15 protein-coding genes (1 of these 15 running past the window's edge) are annotated in these 15227 nt (G+C 58.8%); 10 read left to right on the top strand and 5 right to left on the bottom strand.

Features of this window, described 5'->3' with window-relative positions; all coding sequences use genetic code 11:
• Nucleotides 1–198 precede the first annotated feature (198 nt).
• On the bottom strand, nt 199–639 hold the full coding sequence (gene dksA / locus J4D25_RS21070) for an RNA polymerase-binding protein DksA (RefSeq protein ID WP_008053890.1): 441 nt from the start codon (nt 637–639) through the stop codon (nt 199–201).
• A gap of 333 nt (nt 640–972) precedes the next feature.
• Between dksA and J4D25_RS21065 the strand changes: the two genes are divergently transcribed.
• Nucleotides 973–2145, top strand: a complete 1173-nt coding sequence (locus J4D25_RS21065) for a pyridoxal phosphate-dependent aminotransferase (protein ID WP_057713278.1) — start codon at nt 973–975, stop codon at nt 2143–2145.
• Nucleotides 2145–2858: a DNA/RNA nuclease SfsA gene (gene sfsA / locus J4D25_RS21060; protein WP_057713279.1), complete on the top strand. Its 714-nt coding sequence runs from the start codon at nt 2145–2147 to the stop codon at nt 2856–2858. Before J4D25_RS21065 ends, sfsA begins: the two co-directional genes overlap by 1 nt.
• On the opposite strand, the gene J4D25_RS21055 is transcribed toward sfsA, so the two are convergent.
• From J4D25_RS21055 to J4D25_RS21040, 4 genes are all read right to left on the bottom strand, one after another.
• Nucleotides 2855–3172 carry a Rieske (2Fe-2S) protein gene (locus tag J4D25_RS21055; protein ID WP_057713280.1) on the bottom strand — a complete coding sequence of 106 codons (318 nt, stop codon included), beginning with the start codon at nt 3170–3172 and terminating at the stop codon, nt 2855–2857. The two genes, sfsA and J4D25_RS21055, sit on opposite strands and share 4 nt — an antisense overlap.
• A gap of 481 nt (nt 3173–3653) precedes the next feature.
• The gene (locus J4D25_RS21050) at nt 3654–3926 is read right to left on the bottom strand and encodes a TfoX/Sxy family protein (RefSeq protein ID WP_057713281.1); all 273 of its coding nucleotides are present in this window, start codon (nt 3924–3926) and stop codon (nt 3654–3656) included.
• Nucleotides 3927–4173: 247 nt separating this feature from the next.
• Nucleotides 4174–4518 (bottom strand): pentapeptide repeat-containing protein, encoded by a 345-nt coding sequence (locus J4D25_RS21045; RefSeq protein WP_008053898.1) that lies wholly within the window; start codon nt 4516–4518, stop codon nt 4174–4176.
• 91 nt (nt 4519–4609) lie between these two features.
• A complete protein-coding gene (locus J4D25_RS21040) occupies nt 4610–6166 on the bottom strand; it encodes a bifunctional aminoglycoside phosphotransferase/ATP-binding protein (RefSeq protein WP_057713282.1) in 1557 nt (518 codons plus the stop codon).
• A 116-nt stretch (nt 6167–6282) separates the two neighbouring features.
• On the opposite strand from J4D25_RS21040, the gene mrcB reads away from it, so the two are divergent.
• From mrcB to msrP, 8 genes are all read left to right on the top strand, one after another.
• On the top strand, nt 6283–8601 hold the full coding sequence (gene mrcB / locus J4D25_RS21035; RefSeq protein WP_057713283.1) for a penicillin-binding protein 1B: 2319 nt from the start codon (nt 6283–6285) through the stop codon (nt 8599–8601).
• Between the two features lie 16 nt (nt 8602–8617).
• The gene (locus J4D25_RS21030; RefSeq protein WP_057713284.1) at nt 8618–9355 is read left to right on the top strand and encodes a tetratricopeptide repeat protein; all 738 of its coding nucleotides are present in this window, start codon (nt 8618–8620) and stop codon (nt 9353–9355) included.
• On the top strand, nt 9355–9690 hold the full coding sequence (locus tag J4D25_RS21025; RefSeq protein WP_057713285.1) for a YqcC family protein: 336 nt from the start codon (nt 9355–9357) through the stop codon (nt 9688–9690). The genes J4D25_RS21030 and J4D25_RS21025 overlap by 1 nt, the downstream gene beginning before the upstream one ends.
• Nucleotides 9691–10173: 483 nt before the next feature.
• Entirely contained in the window at nt 10174–11898 is a 1725-nt protein-coding gene (locus tag J4D25_RS21020; protein WP_057716561.1) for an acetolactate synthase 3 large subunit, read from the top strand.
• 2 nt (nt 11899–11900) lie between these two features.
• On the top strand, nt 11901–12392 hold the full coding sequence (gene ilvN / locus J4D25_RS21015; protein ID WP_003205610.1) for an acetolactate synthase small subunit: 492 nt from the start codon (nt 11901–11903) through the stop codon (nt 12390–12392).
• Nucleotides 12393–12437: 45 nt separating this feature from the next.
• Nucleotides 12438–13454 carry a ketol-acid reductoisomerase gene (gene ilvC, locus J4D25_RS21010; RefSeq protein ID WP_003228216.1) on the top strand — a complete coding sequence of 339 codons (1017 nt, stop codon included), beginning with the start codon at nt 12438–12440 and terminating at the stop codon, nt 13452–13454.
• Nucleotides 13455–13597: 143 nt separating this feature from the next.
• Nucleotides 13598–14452 (top strand): CDP-diacylglycerol--serine O-phosphatidyltransferase, encoded by an 855-nt coding sequence (pssA, locus tag J4D25_RS21005; RefSeq protein ID WP_007971084.1) that lies wholly within the window; start codon nt 13598–13600, stop codon nt 14450–14452.
• Nucleotides 14453–14510: 58 nt separating this feature from the next.
• Nucleotides 14511–15227, top strand: the 5' portion of a protein-coding gene (gene msrP, locus J4D25_RS21000; RefSeq protein WP_057713286.1) for a protein-methionine-sulfoxide reductase catalytic subunit MsrP. 297 nt of this gene lie beyond the right edge of the window; 717 of the gene's 1014 nt are visible here — the first part of the coding sequence; the start codon lies at nt 14511–14513; its stop codon lies beyond the right edge, outside the window.

The raw sequence follows: 15227 nt of genomic DNA, 5'->3' as shown, positions 1-15227 counted from the left end.
CAGATTCCTGTAGGAGCGAGCTTGCTCGCGATTGCCGTCAACGATAACGCCGGGAGCCTGGTACCCCGCGGCGTTCTCAGGTTCATCGCGAGCAAGCTCGCTCCTACAGTGATGGCGATTTTAATCGCAACGGGCATCAGCGAATTTTGGAAACAAAAACGGAGCGTTCGCACGCTCCGTTCTTCGTTCAAGTCGCAATTATTTGCCGACTTGCTTTTCCTTGATTTCCGCCAGGGTCTTGCAGTCGATGCACAGGTCGGCGGTAGGGCGCGCCTCGAGGCGCTTGACGCCAATCTCGATGCCGCAGGACTCACACCAGCCGTACTCTTCGTCTTCGATCAACTGAAGTGTCTTGTCGATCTTCTTGATCAACTTGCGTTCACGATCGCGGGCACGCAGTTCGAGGGCGAATTCCTCTTCCTGGCTGGCACGGTCTGCCGGATCAGGGAAGTTGGCCGCTTCGTCCTTCATGTGGTCCACGGTCTTGTCGACACCTTCCATCAGCTCTTTCTTCCACTGATTCAGAACCTTGGTGAAGTGCTTGCGCATGGGCTCGCCCATGTACTCTTCGCCGGTTTTCTGAACATAGGGCTCGAAGCCGCTGATCGTCTGGTTTTGCTGCTTTGCTTGGGTGGACATGAAATAGACCGCCTCTACTCTTGTAATCCATCTGCGCAGGATTGCTCCATCACCGACACCTGCCGGCCCTGCGGCTGCAAGCGGGCGAACTTACCAGATCAACTCGGGCCGCGCTACTCCCGGATGTCGAGCTCGCGGCACAGGGTGCTTGCAAATGATGACAAACCGTTGTCTGGTGGCTCTGGAACCCTGCTCAATTATTGATTTTAGTCAAACCTTGCGCGCGCGCCTGAGTCGTTTGTGATCGGCCTTACAAGGCCTCTGACCGCTTTAGGTTCTCGCTCGTTCCTGCGCTTGGGTAGAATCGGTTTTTTTTCCGTTGAAGGAAGGCCAATGGCTCAGCCCTACAGTGCCCGCAGTCGCGCGATCGAACCTTTCCATGTCATGGCGCTGTTGGCGCGGGCCAATGAATTGCAGGCCGCCGGCCACGATGTGATCCACCTGGAAATCGGCGAGCCGGACTTCACCACCGCCGAACCGATCATCCGGGCCGGCCAGGCTGCGCTGACAGCGGGAAAGACCCGTTACACCGCCGCACGCGGCATTCCAGAGCTGCGCGAGGCCATTTCGGGCTTCTATCAGCAGCGTTATGGTTTGAACATCGATCCGCGGCGCATTCTCATCACGCCTGGCGGCTCCGGCGCGTTGCTGCTGGCCAGCGCTTTGCTGGTCGACCCCGGTAAACACTGGTTGCTGGCGGATCCGGGCTACCCGTGTAACCGGCATTTCCTGCGGCTGGTCGAAGGCGCGGCACAACTGGTACCGGTCGGTCCGGAGGTGCGCTATCAATTGACACCCGGCCTGATCGAGCGTCATTGGGACCACGACAGTGTTGGCGCATTGGTGGCGTCGCCTGCCAATCCGACCGGCACGATCCTGACTCGCGACGAGCTGGCGAAGCTGTCTGTCGCGATCAAGGAGCGCCACGGTCATCTGGTGGTCGACGAGATTTATCACGGCCTGACCTACGGCACCGATGCGGCCAGCGTGCTGGAAGTCGACGACAGTGCATTCGTTCTGAACAGTTTTTCGAAGTACTTCGGGATGACCGGTTGGCGGCTCGGCTGGCTGGTGGCCCCCGACGCGGCCGTCGGTGAGCTGGAAAAGCTCGCCCAGAACCTCTACATCAGTGCTCCAAGCATGGCGCAGCACGCTGCGCTGGCCTGTTTCGAGCCGGCAACCATCAGCATTCTCGAAGAGCGTCGCGCCGAATTTGGCCGGCGTCGGGATTACCTGTTGCCGGCCTTGCGTGAACTGGGCTTCGGTATTGCCGTGGAGCCGGAAGGGGCTTTCTATTTGTACGCCGATATCAGCAAGTTCGGCGGCGATGCCTTCGCGTTCTGCAAACACTTTCTCGAAACCGAGCACGTGGCATTCACCCCAGGGCTGGATTTCGGGCGTTATCAGGCCGGGCATCATGTGCGGTTCGCCTATACGCAAAATCTCGAGCGTTTGCAGGAGGCGGTCGAGCGCATTGCCCGTGGGTTGCGGAGCTGGCAAGGCTGATGCGTTTTAATCCTCCCCTCGAAGAAGGGCGCCTGATCCGACGTTACAAGCGATTTCTCGCCGATATCGAAACCGTTGGCGGCGAATTGCTCACCATTCACTGCCCGAACACTGGCTCGATGCTCAATTGTCAGGTCGAAGGCGGGCAGGTCTGGTTCAGTCGCTCCAACGACCCGAAACGCAAGTTGCCTGGCACCTGGGAGGTCGGTGAAACCCCGCAAGGGCGGCTGTTTTGCGTGAATACCGCCCGAGCCAATGGTTTGATCGAAGAGGCGCTGCGGGCGGGCGTCATCACCGAGCTGAACGGTTTTACCGGGCTCAAGCGTGAAGTGGCTTATGGTCAGGAAAACAGTCGTATCGATTTCCGCCTTGATTACCCCGAAGGGCCGGCCTACGTCGAAGTCAAAAGCGTGACCCTGGGCTTCGACGGTACGGCGGTGGCGGCGTTTCCCGATGCAGTCACCCAGCGTGGCGCCAAGCACTTGCGGGAGCTGGCCCACCTGGCCAGGGACGGTATTCGCGCGGTGCAGTTGTACTGTGTTTGCCTGACCGACATCGAGGCCGTGCGCCCGGCGCAGGAAATCGATCCGGCTTATGCGCAGGCCTTGCGTGAGGCGATTGCCTGCGGGGTCGAGGTATTGGCTTACGGTGTGCGGTTGAGCCACGAAGAAATGTTGGTCGACCGGCGTCTGGACGTGTTGCCGGGTGGTTAAAGGCTGATCCAGATCCCCTGTTCATCCTCGCGGCAAGCCACGCCGGTCAAGGCTTGCCCCGCGCAAGGGCCGGCGACGCATTCACCGTCTTCGATCAGGAACAGTGCGCCATGGGTGGCGCACTGGATCAGGCTGTTGCTGGGGTCGAGAAACTGGTCGGGATGCCACTCCAGGGCGACGCCCCGGTGCGGGCAGCGATTGATGTAGACGTAAACCTGTCCGCTGCGGCGCACTGCAAAAAACTTTTGGTCATCGATGTCGAACCCGCGGCTGCTGTCATTGACCAACTCGGCGCCTGCGCAAAGCAACTTCATGTCTATCCTCGGTCCCGCAACTCGTGACGGGATATGTCCGAGCTGGGCGGTTAAATGCTATCAAATGGCGGTCTTGCCCGCTGGGGACAAGTGCCTGTCGTCGAGGATACTTGGCCTGATCATTCGATGCCCGGGAAACCTTCAAAGAAAGCTGTTTATGCGCCTGACCACCCGTGTCGTCGTGATCTGCATGGAGCATCCATCGCGGCATCCTGTCAGTACTTTTCCACAGGCAAAAAAAGACCCGGCAAGAGCCGGGTCAAATAACCGTGATTAGCCTGATGAGGAGATAATCCGAGAGTCCGAACCAAGGGCTTTTCAGAATATCGACCAGTCTCGCGACCAGTTGTGATAATCATATCGATTCTCATTACCAAGTCAACCGCTGTTTTTCGATTTCCTTGCGATTTGCCGGATTTGTGTCTGCAGGCCCCGCAATCATTGGGTTCCAGGTTGCAAAACTTCAGAAATAGTTGTCGGATCAATTCTTGTTGCGTGTAGAGATGGCTTCCAGTTGTTTGTTCAGGGCTTCCTTGCGCTCGGCAGGAATATCATTCCAGTGAACGTCCATCAGGGCGCCTTCAATTGCGTACAACAACACCTTGGACGCCCGAAAACCGCGCGTGCGCACGGCCCGATAAGCATCCACCGCCCCGAGGCGACGCAAGTCCGAAGCGCTATGGATGCCCACGGCATGCAGCCATTGCGCTGACGTCTTGCCAAGATTCTTCAGGTGTTGCAGTTCATCATTCATCAAGCCTCCTTGCGATGGCCGAATGGAGAGCGTGGGCAATCTTCTGAGGAGTGTAGCCATCAGTAGGAAAAGCGTGATTGTTTGCTCGTTTACGACGCAAATGCTTCTAAGAAACGAGTATTGGCAGTGTATGAACAAGTCTATGAGCGCAGTGGAGAGAGAGGCGGGGAAGAATCTGGAAACAAAGGGCGAACATCCCCACCGTCCAGCGCAACGGGGCGCCGGACGTGTCAGTCAGCGACGATGATCAGCGGGTGCGATAGCGCAATCGCGTGCCGAAGTTCATCGACATCAGGATTTCGTCGGCACTGAGTTCCACTGGAAAGTACGTACCGGAGATCTGCGCGTGGGCCAGGCTCGCGCCTTCCAGGTTCGCTTTGCGAAAATCGATGCCACGCAAGTCGGCGGAACGGAAGTAGGCGTCGCTGAAATCCACGCCGTCGGCATTCAGTTCGCGCAGGTCCAGCCCCCGGAAATCTCCACCCACCATGTCGATGGGGCCATCCTTGGGGCGTTCACTGTTGAAGCCTTTGATGTCGTCTTTGTGCAGCAGGGCATATAGCGGTGTGTCGAGAAGTTTTGGCTGGCTCATGTCGCATCACCTGATGTTTTTATGACGCCAGTATAGTGCCACTATTTGACAGTCGTGAAGCCAGCGAGGGCCTCACGACTGAAATAGTTACTTACAGCCCTGGCAGGCGCTGGCGAATTTGCTCCACAACGGTATCGAGCGTCCCGCTTTCATTGGTCTGGACGCGTTTGCTGCAGAGGATTTCCGCGGGTGTCAGCGCTTCACGGCTGTCTTGCTGGGCGGCGATAACAGCCAGGGTGGCGTCGGACGGGTCTTTCTTGTCTGCCTGGCGCATGGCCAGCCAGCTTTCGATCACGGCCTGTGGCGCATTGCAGTCGAGGATCAGGAAGGGTGCACCCGTGGCCTCGGCCACCTTCGCTGCACTGTCACGCTGATCACGCTTGAGGTAAGTGGCGTCGACCACCACCGGGAAACCCGCACGCAGAATAACGTCGGCGATTTCGTGGAGGCGGGCATAGGTCGCTGCGCTGGCGTCGGCGCTATAGATGCCGGCCTGCACGTCATTCTCGACGGTTTGCTCGCCGAACAGGCGCTTGCGCTCGACATCGGAACGCAGGCGAATCGCGCCCAGGGCTTCGACCAGGCGCATGGCGACATGGCTCTTGCCGACAGCGGAAACACCGTGGGTAATGGCCATGAAGCGTGAAGGAATGGTGCTGTAGCTTTCGGCCAGGTTGGCGTAGTTGCGGTACTGGCGCAAGGTCGTGGCGCGCTGCACCGCAGTGGCGTCGGCCGGCATGCTGAACAGGGCAACCTTGGCGCGAACCAGTGCGCGGTAGGCTTTATAGAAGTTCAGCAGTTCGAGACCGCGATAGTCGCCGGTCAGCTCCAGGTACTGGCTGATGAAGCGACGTGCCAGGCACTTCAGGCCGCGATCTTCCAGGTCCATCGCCAGGAAGCCGGTGTCGGCATAAACGTCGGTAAAGCGAAACGGTTCGTTGAATTCGATGCAGTCGAAGATCACGACCTTGCCGTCGATCACGGTTGCATTGCCCAGATGGATATCACCGTGGCATTCACGAATGAAACCTTCGGCCTTGCGTTGGGCGAGCAGCGGTTTGAGGCGCTCGAAGCTGCTTTCGGCCCAGGCTTGCAGGGCGTCGAGTTGCAACAGGTCGGCTTTATCGCTGAGGAACGGACGAATCTGTTCGAAGTTCTGCCGCACCGGCGCCATGACGCTGTCCGGGGTGCCGGCTTCGTGCCCGGCCGGCACTTTCGGCGCGCTGAGGTGGAAGCGGGCGATTTGCTCGGCCATCTCGTCGATGTGCGCGGTGGTCAGTTCGCCATTGGCTTGCAGGGTGCTGAGCAAGCCGTTTTGCGGGAACTGACGCATCTTCAGTACATATTCGATGGCTGGGCCTTCACCGCCCAGTTGCGGAGCCTCGGCGCTGCCGGTGACGGGCAGCACTTCGAGGTACAAATCGTCGGTCAGACGCTGGTTCAGGCGCAGTTCTTCAGCGCAAAAGTGTCCGCGAGCCTCAAGGCTGGTGAAGTCGAGAAAACCGAAATTGACCGGCTTCTTCACTTTATAGGCATAGGGGCCGGTAAGCAGTACCCAGGAAATATGGGTCTCGATGACCTGGAATCCCTCTACAGGATGCGGGTAGAGGGCAGGGTTTTGCAGGGCAGCGATCAGGGACTGGCTCACAGGCGATCCTTCAGAGTCTGGGAAATTCAAGGCCGTCATTATGGCCGCAAGTCCGCTTGACGCAAACCTCGGAGCGCTCCTGTTGAGGATGAATAAAGTGCGTATAATCCGCCGCCATGACTCGTACTCGAACTCCCCGTACCCCGAAAAAACCACCCTCCAGGGGCCTGCGCCCGTGGCTGGGCTGGGCCATTAAACTCAGTCTGGTCGCCCTTGTGGTGCTGGCCGGATTCGCCGTTTACCTTGATGCGATCGTCCAGGAGAAGTTTTCCGGCAAGCGCTGGACCATCCCGGCCAAGGTTTACGCGCGCCCGCTCGAGCTGTTCGTCGGACAGAAGCTGAGCCGGGATGATTTCCTGACCGAGCTCGATGCCTTGGGCTATCGCCGCGAAAGCGTGGCCAACGGTCCGGGGGCGGCGTCGGTCAACGGCAATACCGTTGATCTGAATACCCGTGGCTTCCAGTTCTATGAAGGCATGGAGCAGGCGCAACCGGTGCGGGTGCGTTTCTCCGGCGATTACGTGGCCGAGTTGGCGGGGGCAAAAGGCTCGAAGCTGTCGGTGGTGCGCCTGGAGCCGCTGCTGATCGGCGGCCTGTACCCGAAAAACCTCGAAGACCGGATTCTGATCAAGATCGATCAGGTGCCACCGTACTTGCTTGAAACGCTGGTGGCGGTCGAGGATCGCGATTTTTATCATCACTTTGGTGTTTCGCCGAAGTCGATCGCCCGTGCCATCTGGGTCAACGGTTCGTCCGGGCGCATGCGTCAGGGCGGCAGTACCCTTACGCAGCAGTTGGTCAAGAACTTTTACCTGACCAACGAGCGCAGCCTGAGCCGCAAACTCACCGAAGCGATGATGGCGCTGCTGCTTGAACTGCACTACGACAAGCGCGAAATCCTTGAGGCTTACCTCAACGAAGTGTTTGTCGGGCAGGACGGTCAGCGTGCGGTGCACGGTTTCGGTCTGGCCAGCCAGTTCTTCTTCAGCCAGCCGCTGGCCGAGCTCAAGCTGCATCAGGTCGCGCTGCTGGTGGGCATGGTCAAGGGGCCTTCTTCCTATAACCCCCGTCGTAATCCGGAGCGTGCCCTCGAGCGGCGCAACCTGGTACTCGATGTGCTGCAAGAGCAGGGCGTCGCGACCGCCGAGCAGGTTGAGGCGGCGAAGAAAATGCCGCTGGGCGTGACCAAGCGCGGCAGTCTGGCGGACAGCTCGTTCCCCGGCTTCCTCGATCTGGTCAAGCGTCAGTTGCGCGAAGACTATCGCGACGAAGACTTGACCGAAGAAGGGCTGCGCATCTTCACCAGTTTCGACCCGATCCTGCAGATGAAGGCTGAGGCCTCGGTCAACGACACCTTCAAGCGTCTGGCAGGACGCAAGGGTTCCGATGACGTCGAAGCGGCAATGGTCGTGACCAACCCGGAGACCGGGGAAGTGCAGGCCATGATCGGCAGTCGCCAGGCCAGTTTTGCCGGGTTCAACCGGGCGCTGGATGCTGTACGGCCGATCGGCTCGCTGATCAAGCCGGCTGTTTATCTGACCGCACTGGAGAAACCGAGCCAGTACACATTGACCAGTTGGCTGTCGGACGAGTCCTTCTCGGTCAAAGGCGCGGATGGTCAGGTCTGGAAGCCGCAGAACTACGATCGTCGTTCTCACGGTACGGTGTTCCTCTATCAAGGCCTGGCGCATTCCTACAACCTGTCGACCGCGCGTCTTGGTTTGGCGGTCGGTGTGCCGAACGTATTGAAGACGGTGGCGCGCCTGGGTGTGACGCGTGAATTCCCGGCCTTCCCGTCGATGTTGCTCGGGGCCGGCGGCATGACGCCAATCGAAGTGGCGACCATGTACCAGACCTTGGCCAACGGCGGCTTCAATACGCCGATGCGCGGGATTCGTAGCGTGCTGACTGCCGAGGGCGAGCCACTCAAGCGTTATCCGTTCCAGATTCAGCAGCGTTTTGATCCGGCCTCCATTTACCTGATCCAGAGCGCCATGCAGCGGGTGATGCGTGAGGGTACCGGCAGCTCGGTTTATAACGCGTTGCCAAGGACGCTGACCCTGGCGGGCAAGACCGGTACCAGTAACGATTCGCGAGACAGTTGGTTTGCCGGTTTCAGCCAGGACTTGCTGGCGGTGGTCTGGCTGGGTCGCGACGACAACGGCAAGACGCCATTCACCGGCGCAACCGGGGCCTTGCAGGTCTGGACCAGCTTTATGCGCAAGGCCGACCCGTTGCCGCTGGACATGCCGCAGCCGGATAATGTCGTTCAGGCCTGGGTGGACTCGCGAACCGGGCAAGGTTCTGACGCCGGTTGCCCGGGTGCCGTGCAGATGCCGTATATTCGCGGCAGCGAACCGCCTCCCGGTGCCGCTTGCGGTGGTGAAAACCCTGCCGAGACGGTGATGGACTGGGTCAAGGGCTGGATGAATTAAGCAAAGAGGGTTTCAAGTGAACAAGTGGTTGATTCCAGCGGTTGCCGCCGTAGCTTTGCTCAGCGGTTGCTCTAGCGTACAACGTGGCTCGATTCCGGTTGTGGATTCCGGCACCGCCGTGTCCAACAGTGAGCGGATCTCGGCCAATGGCGGTTTCCGCCAGACGACCGTCAAGCGCCCTGCGCAGGGTCAGTCGCAGACCCAGGCGATTCCGCAAGGTGACAGCGGCGTAGTGGTGATGGTGCCAGGCGCGGCAACGACTTCGACGCCGATCAGCACCACGCCGATTACCCCGGGTCCGATCACGCCGGGGCCGATTGACACGTCGCCGGTCCAATCGGCGCCGATCAATCCGGGCAGCTACAGCATGCCGTCGTCGCCAAGCGGGATTCCATCGGCCAGTTCGGGCGGGCTTTCTGCCGACGAGCAATTGGACGGCCCGGTATTGGCTTTGCTGACCACCGCTCAACAGCAACAGGCGAGCGGTGATCTCAATGGTGCCTCCTCCAGCCTCGAACGCGCCCAGCGCGTTGCTCCGCGTGAGCCGCAGGTGCTTTTCCGTCTGGCCCAGGTACGCATGGCTCAGGGCGATGCGGCCCAAGCCGAGCAGTTCGCTCGCCGTGGACTGACCTTTGCCAATGGCCGTCCAGCCCTTCAGGCCAACTTGTGGGAGCTGATTGCCCAGGCGCGTGAAAAGCAGGGTGACTCCCAGGGCGCGACATTGGCTCGACAGAAGGCCAAGGTAATGCTGTGATGGATGTGCGCTTTCTGAAAATCGCCGATCAACTGTTGTTGATCGAGCGCGAGTTGCGGGTGCAAGGGTGGTGGGATGAAGTCCCGCCCTCTGCCGAAGCGCTTTCCAGTGTCGAGCCGTTTTCGGTCGACACACTGAATTTCGAGCAATGGCTGCAATGGATCTTCCTGCCACGCATGAAGATGATCCTCGAGCAGGATTTGCCGCTACCCAATGCTTCGGGCATTCAGGAAATGGCTGAAATGGTCTTTGCCGGGCGCAATGTCCAGGGTAGGGATCGGCAGTTACAGGTGCTGCTCAAAGAATTCGATCAACTGATCACCGCGTCCCGCTGAGCCAGAAGCTGCCAGTGTCCGCTGGCAGTTGTTCACAATATCTCTCTATTTTGTCGGCCGTTTCAGGGTAAGTGCATTCGCGTGCCAATTTTTTGCCAAAAGTTGCGCAATCAAAGCTAACACGGGGTGGATTTACGGGTTTTTTCTTGCGTTCTCATGTGCTTAGTAGAATAAAGCACATAGACGACTTGACTTGCGAAGGCCGAAACAGAAGAATCCAAAGTCCGCTGTACAGGGACTGCCAGAAGCAGACCCTCTCAGCAGATCATGAGGCGCATATCCGCGTCGACCTGTTACACCCGCAACGCGTTACCTCGCGCTGGGTGGGAAAGCCCCGCAACACTTGGGACGATCCCAATACTTGCTCAGTCAGTGCTGACGTAGTCGGCGACCACCGTCGCTCATGCTCTGCCGAGAAGTAAACCTATTAAGACCCGTCCCATTTTTCGTGGGCGGTATTCTGGCGTTTTAGAGGTGAGCAACGTGGAGCTTTTATCTGGCGGTGAGATGCTCGTCCGCTTCTTGCGTGACGAAGGCGTCAAATATATCTACGGGTACCCGGGTGGTGCTCTTCTTCATGTCTACGATGCCCTGTTCAAAGAACCGGAAGTGACCCACATCCTGGTTCGTCACGAGCAAGCGGCTACCCATATGGCTGACGGCTACGCCCGTGCCACCGGTAAAGCCGGCGTGGTACTGGTGACTTCCGGTCCTGGCGCAACAAACGCCATCACCGGTATCGCCACCGCCTACATGGACTCCATTCCAATGGTGATCATTTCCGGCCAGGTGCCTAGCACCATGGTTGGCACCGATGCGTTCCAGGAAACCGACATGATCGGTATCTCCCGGCCGATCGTGAAGCACAGCTTCATGATCAAGCACGCGTCGGAAATCCCGGAAGTCATGAAGAAGGCATTCTACCTGGCGCAATCCGGTCGTCCTGGCCCGGTCGTTGTCGATATCCCGAAAGACATGACCAACCCGGCCGAGAAGTTCGAATACGTCTTCCCGAAAAAAGCCAAGCTGCGTTCCTACAGCCCGGCTGTTCGCGGTCACTCCGGTCAAATCCGCAAGGCGGCAGAAATGCTCCTGGCGGCCAAGCGTCCTGTGTTGTACTCGGGCGGCGGCGTGATCCTGGGCGGTGGTTCCGCACCACTGACCGAACTGGCGAAGATGCTCAACCTGCCAGTGACCAATACCCTGATGGGCCTCGGTGGCTACCCTGGCACCGACCGTCAGTTCATCGGCATGCTCGGCATGCACGGCAGCTACACCGCCAACCTGGCGATGCACCATGCTGACGTGATCCTCGCTGTCGGCGCACGTTTCGACGACCGTGTCATTAACGGCGCGTCGAAGTTCTGCCCGAACGCCAAGATCATTCACATCGACATCGACCCGGCTTCGATCTCCAAGACCATCAAGGCCGACGTGCCTATCGTGGGGCCGGTTGAGAGTGTCCTGACCGAAATGGTCGCGATCCTCAAGGAAATCGGCGAGACCCCGAACAAGGAGTCCGTTGCCAGCTGGTGGAAGCAGGTTGACGAGTGGCGCGGTGATCGCGGCCTGTTCCCGTATGACAAGGGCGACGGCAGCAAGATCAAGCCTCAGACCGTGATCGAAACCCTGTGCGAAGTGACCAATGGCGATGCCTTTGTGACCTCCGACGTGGGTCAGCACCAGATGTTTGCTGCGCAGTACTACAAGTTCAACAAGCCGAACCGCTGGATCAACTCCGGTGGCCTGGGCACCATGGGCTTCGGTTTCCCGGCGGCCATGGGCATTCAGTTGAGCTATCCGGATGCCGACGTCGCCTGTGTGACGGGCGAAGGCAGTATCCAGATGAACATCCAGGAACTGTCCACCTGTCTGCAATACGGTTTGCCGGTAAAAATCGTCATTCTGAACAACGGCGTTCTGGGTATGGTTCGTCAGTGGCAGGACATGAGCTATGGCAGCCGTCACTCGCACTCCTACATGGAGTCGTTGCCTGACTTCGTCAAGCTGGCTGAAGCCTATGGTCACGTTGGCGTGCGCATCACTGAATCGAAAGATTTGAAGTCGAAGATGGAAGAAGCGTTCGCCATGAAAGATCGCCTGGTGGTGATCGATATTTCGGTCGATACCAGCGAGCACGTCTACCCGATGCAGATCAAAGACGGCTCCATGCGCGATATGTGGCTGAGCAAGACGGAGCGTACCTAATCATGCGGCACATTATTTCCTTGCTTCTGGAAAACGAACCCGGTGCTCTGTCTCGTGTGGTTGGCCTGTTCTCGCAGCGCAACTACAACATCGAAAGCCTGACTGTGGCACCAACCGAAGACCCGACCCTGTCGCGTCTGACGCTGACCACGGTCGGTCACGATGAAATCATCGAGCAGATCACCAAGAACCTGAACAAGCTGATCGAAGTGGTAAAACTGGTCGACCTGTCGGAGAGTGCTCACATCGAGCGCGAACTGATGCTGGTCAAGGTCAAAGCCACCGGCGCCCAGCGCGCCGAGATCAAGCGCACTACCGATATTTACCGTGGGCAGATCGTCGATGTCAGCGCCAGCGTGTATACCGTTCAACTGACCGGTACCAGCGACAAGCTCGACAGCTTCATTCAGTCCATTGGCACCGCCTCGATTCTGGAGACCGTCCGTAGTGGCGTGACCGGCATTGCCCGCGGCGACAAAGTACTCAGCATCTAAACCAAATTAGCGAACGGCCTGAACGGCCTGATATAGGGGAAATTCATGAAAGTTTTCTACGATAAAGACTGCGACCTGTCGATCATCCAGGGCAAGAAAGTTGCCATCATCGGTTACGGTTCCCAGGGCCACGCTCAAGCGTGCAACCTGAAAGACTCCGGCGTTGACGTGACTGTCGGCCTGCGTAAAGGTTCGGCTACCGTTGCCAAGGCTGAAGCCCACGGCCTGAAAGTGACCGACGTTGCTTCTGCTGTTGCAGCTGCCGACCTGGTCATGATCCTGACCCCGGACGAATTCCAGTCCTCCCTGTACAAGAACGAAATCGAGCCGAACATCAAGAAAGGCGCCACCCTGGCCTTCTCCCACGGCTTCGCGATCCACTACAACCAGGTTGTGCCGCGCGCTGACCTCGACGTGATCATGATCGCGCCGAAGGCTCCAGGCCACACCGTACGTTCCGAGTTCGTGAAGGGCGGCGGTATCCCTGACCTGATCGCTATCTACCAGGACGCCTCGGGCAACGCCAAGAACGTCGCCCTGTCCTACGCTGCCGGCGTTGGCGGCGGTCGTACCGGCATCATCGAAACCACCTTCAAGGACGAGACTGAAACCGACCTGTTCGGCGAACAAGCCGTTCTGTGCGGCGGTACCGTTGAGCTGGTCAAGGCCGGTTTCGAAACTCTGGTTGAAGCTGGCTACGCGCCGGAAATGGCCTACTTCGAGTGCCTGCACGAACTGAAGCTGATCGTTGACCTCATGTACGAAGGCGGTATCGCCAACATGAACTACTCGATCTCCAACAACGCCGAATACGGCGAGTACGTGACCGGCCCTGAAGTCATCAACGCCGAATCCCGTCAGGCCATGCGCAACGCCCTGAAACGTATTCAGGACGGCGAATACGCCAAGATGTTCATCAGCGAAGGCGCTACCGGCTATCCTTCGATGACCGCCAAGCGTCGTAACAACGCCGCTCACGGTATCGAAATCATCGGCGAGCAACTGCGCTCCATGATGCCGTGGATCGGTGCCAACAAGATCGTCGACAAAGCTAAAAACTAAGTCACGCGCTTGTACGAAAAACGCGGCTTAGGCCGCGTTTTTTCGTTTGGGGGGCCGGTTCTGGTATAAAGCTGCATCGTTTGCGGCCGAACCGTCGTCCCAGACACCTGTCCAAACTTTCCACCCGTTGCAAGGTAATGTCCATGAGCGAACGCCCCGAAGAGCCAAACCAGGCTTCTGACGCCGAAAGCCTGCTGCCCATCGATGAACATGTCGAGGAAGGGCATGACGCCGAAGGTCGTAAAGTCCGGCATCGTGGTATCTATCTTCTGCCGAATCTGTTCACCACTGCGAATCTGTTCGCAGGGTTCTATTCCATCATCAACTCGATGAGCGCCCAGGCGGCCTTGAGTGCCGGTGACTCGGCCAATGCGAGCAAGTATTTCGCGTTCGCGGCCATCGCGATCTTCGTCGCAATGGTGCTCGATGGTCTTGATGGGCGCGTGGCCCGCATGACCAATACCCAGAGCGCCTTCGGTGCCGAGTACGACTCGCTGTCGGACATGGTTGCCTTTGGTGTTGCCCCGGCATTGCTGGCCTTCGGTTGGGCCTTGGGTGACATGGGCAAGGTTGGCTGGATGGTCGCCTTCATCTATGTGGCGGGCGCAGCCTTGCGCCTTGCGCGCTTCAACACCCAGGTCGGTACGGCGGACAAGCGCTACTTCATCGGTCTGGCCAGTCCTGCCGCTGCGGGTGTGGTTGCAGGTATCGTCTGGGCGTTCAGTGACTACGGCATTCAGGGTTCCAAGATGTCCTTCCTGGTTGCGCTGATGGTTGCGGCGGCCGGCATGCTGATGGTCAGCAACATCAAGTACAATAGCTTCAAGGAACTGGACCTGAAGGGGCGAGTGCCTTTCGTGGCGATTCTCGCCGTGGTGCTGGTGTTCGCAGTGGTGTTCAGTGACCCTCCGCGCATCCTGCTGCTGGTGTTTCTCGCCTATGCAGCCTCCGGCCCGGTTCAATATCTGTTACGTCTTCGCCGTAACAAGAGCGCGTAATTTCCCTCATACTCCGCAGTCTATGGGTGCATCTGTCCTCCAAAGCTGCGGAGTAACCATGCTGATCAAAGTCCCCAGAGCGTCCGACTGCCACGAGTCGGACGTCACGCCTGAATCCCTCTATCTTTCTCGACGCAAAGTGCTCGGCGCCACGGTTGCGGGCTTCGCTCTGGGCAGCCTGCCGCAATGGGCCAGCGCTGGCGATGCTGTGCGTTATCCGGATGTCGAGCCCGGCAAGGCGCCTTCCTGGTTCAGCGAAAAACTTCCGGCTACCCAGTGGGGAGCGATCAGCGTCAAGGATGAGGCGATCACGCCGTTCAAGGATGCGACCCACTACAACAACTTCTACGAGTTCGGCACAGACAAAGGTGATCCGGCCGCCAATGCCGGCACGCTGAAGACGGAGCCGTGGTCGGTAGTGGTGGACGGGGAGGTGGGCAAGCCTGGGCGGTATGCGCTGGAGGACCTCATGAAGCCGTATCGGTTGGAGGAGCGAATCTACCGGCTGCGTTGCGTGGAAGCCTGGTCGATGGTCATTCCCTGGATCGGTTTTCCGCTCTCGGCCTTGCTCAAGGAAGTCGAGCCGACCTCGAAAGCCAGATTCATCCGCTTCGAAACCTTGCAGGATCCCAAAAGCATGCCGGGGCAGCGCTCCGGTTTTGCCTTGATCGACTGGCCCTATGTGGAAGGGTTGCGACTGGATGAGGCCATGAATCCGTTGGCGATTCTCGCAGTGGGGATGTACGGGCGTGAATTGCCTAATCAAAACGGCGCG

The sequence above is a fragment of the Pseudomonas sp. GW456-L13 genome (assembly GCF_017350115.1).
Taxonomy (GTDB): Bacteria; Pseudomonadota; Gammaproteobacteria; order Pseudomonadales; family Pseudomonadaceae; genus Aquipseudomonas; species Aquipseudomonas jessenii.
The sequence above is the reverse complement of the archived record's forward strand: the minus strand, read 5'-3'. Positions and strand labels throughout refer to the sequence as shown.

What these genes read in the sequence shown, in the direction of transcription:
- ilvC (WP_003228216.1), top strand. Translation starts at nt 12,438, where the DNA reads ATGAAAGTTTTCTACGATAAAGACTGCGACCTGTCGATCATCCAGGGC.
- J4D25_RS21045 (WP_008053898.1), bottom strand. Translation starts at nt 4,518, where the DNA reads ATGAGCCAGCCAAAACTTCTCGACACACCGCTATATGCCCTGCTGCAC.
- pssA (WP_007971084.1), top strand. Translation starts at nt 13,598, where the DNA reads ATGAGCGAACGCCCCGAAGAGCCAAACCAGGCTTCTGACGCCGAAAGC.
- sfsA (WP_057713279.1), top strand. Translation starts at nt 2,145, where the DNA reads ATGCGTTTTAATCCTCCCCTCGAAGAAGGGCGCCTGATCCGACGTTAC.
- ilvN (WP_003205610.1), top strand. Translation starts at nt 11,901, where the DNA reads ATGCGGCACATTATTTCCTTGCTTCTGGAAAACGAACCCGGTGCTCTG.
- dksA (WP_008053890.1), bottom strand. Translation starts at nt 639, where the DNA reads ATGTCCACCCAAGCAAAGCAGCAAAACCAGACGATCAGCGGCTTCGAG.
- mrcB (WP_057713283.1), top strand. Translation starts at nt 6,283, where the DNA reads ATGACTCGTACTCGAACTCCCCGTACCCCGAAAAAACCACCCTCCAGG.
- J4D25_RS21050 (WP_057713281.1), bottom strand. Translation starts at nt 3,926, where the DNA reads ATGAATGATGAACTGCAACACCTGAAGAATCTTGGCAAGACGTCAGCG.
- J4D25_RS21025 (WP_057713285.1), top strand. Translation starts at nt 9,355, where the DNA reads ATGGATGTGCGCTTTCTGAAAATCGCCGATCAACTGTTGTTGATCGAG.
- J4D25_RS21065 (WP_057713278.1), top strand. Translation starts at nt 973, where the DNA reads ATGGCTCAGCCCTACAGTGCCCGCAGTCGCGCGATCGAACCTTTCCAT.
- J4D25_RS21055 (WP_057713280.1), bottom strand. Translation starts at nt 3,172, where the DNA reads ATGAAGTTGCTTTGCGCAGGCGCCGAGTTGGTCAATGACAGCAGCCGC.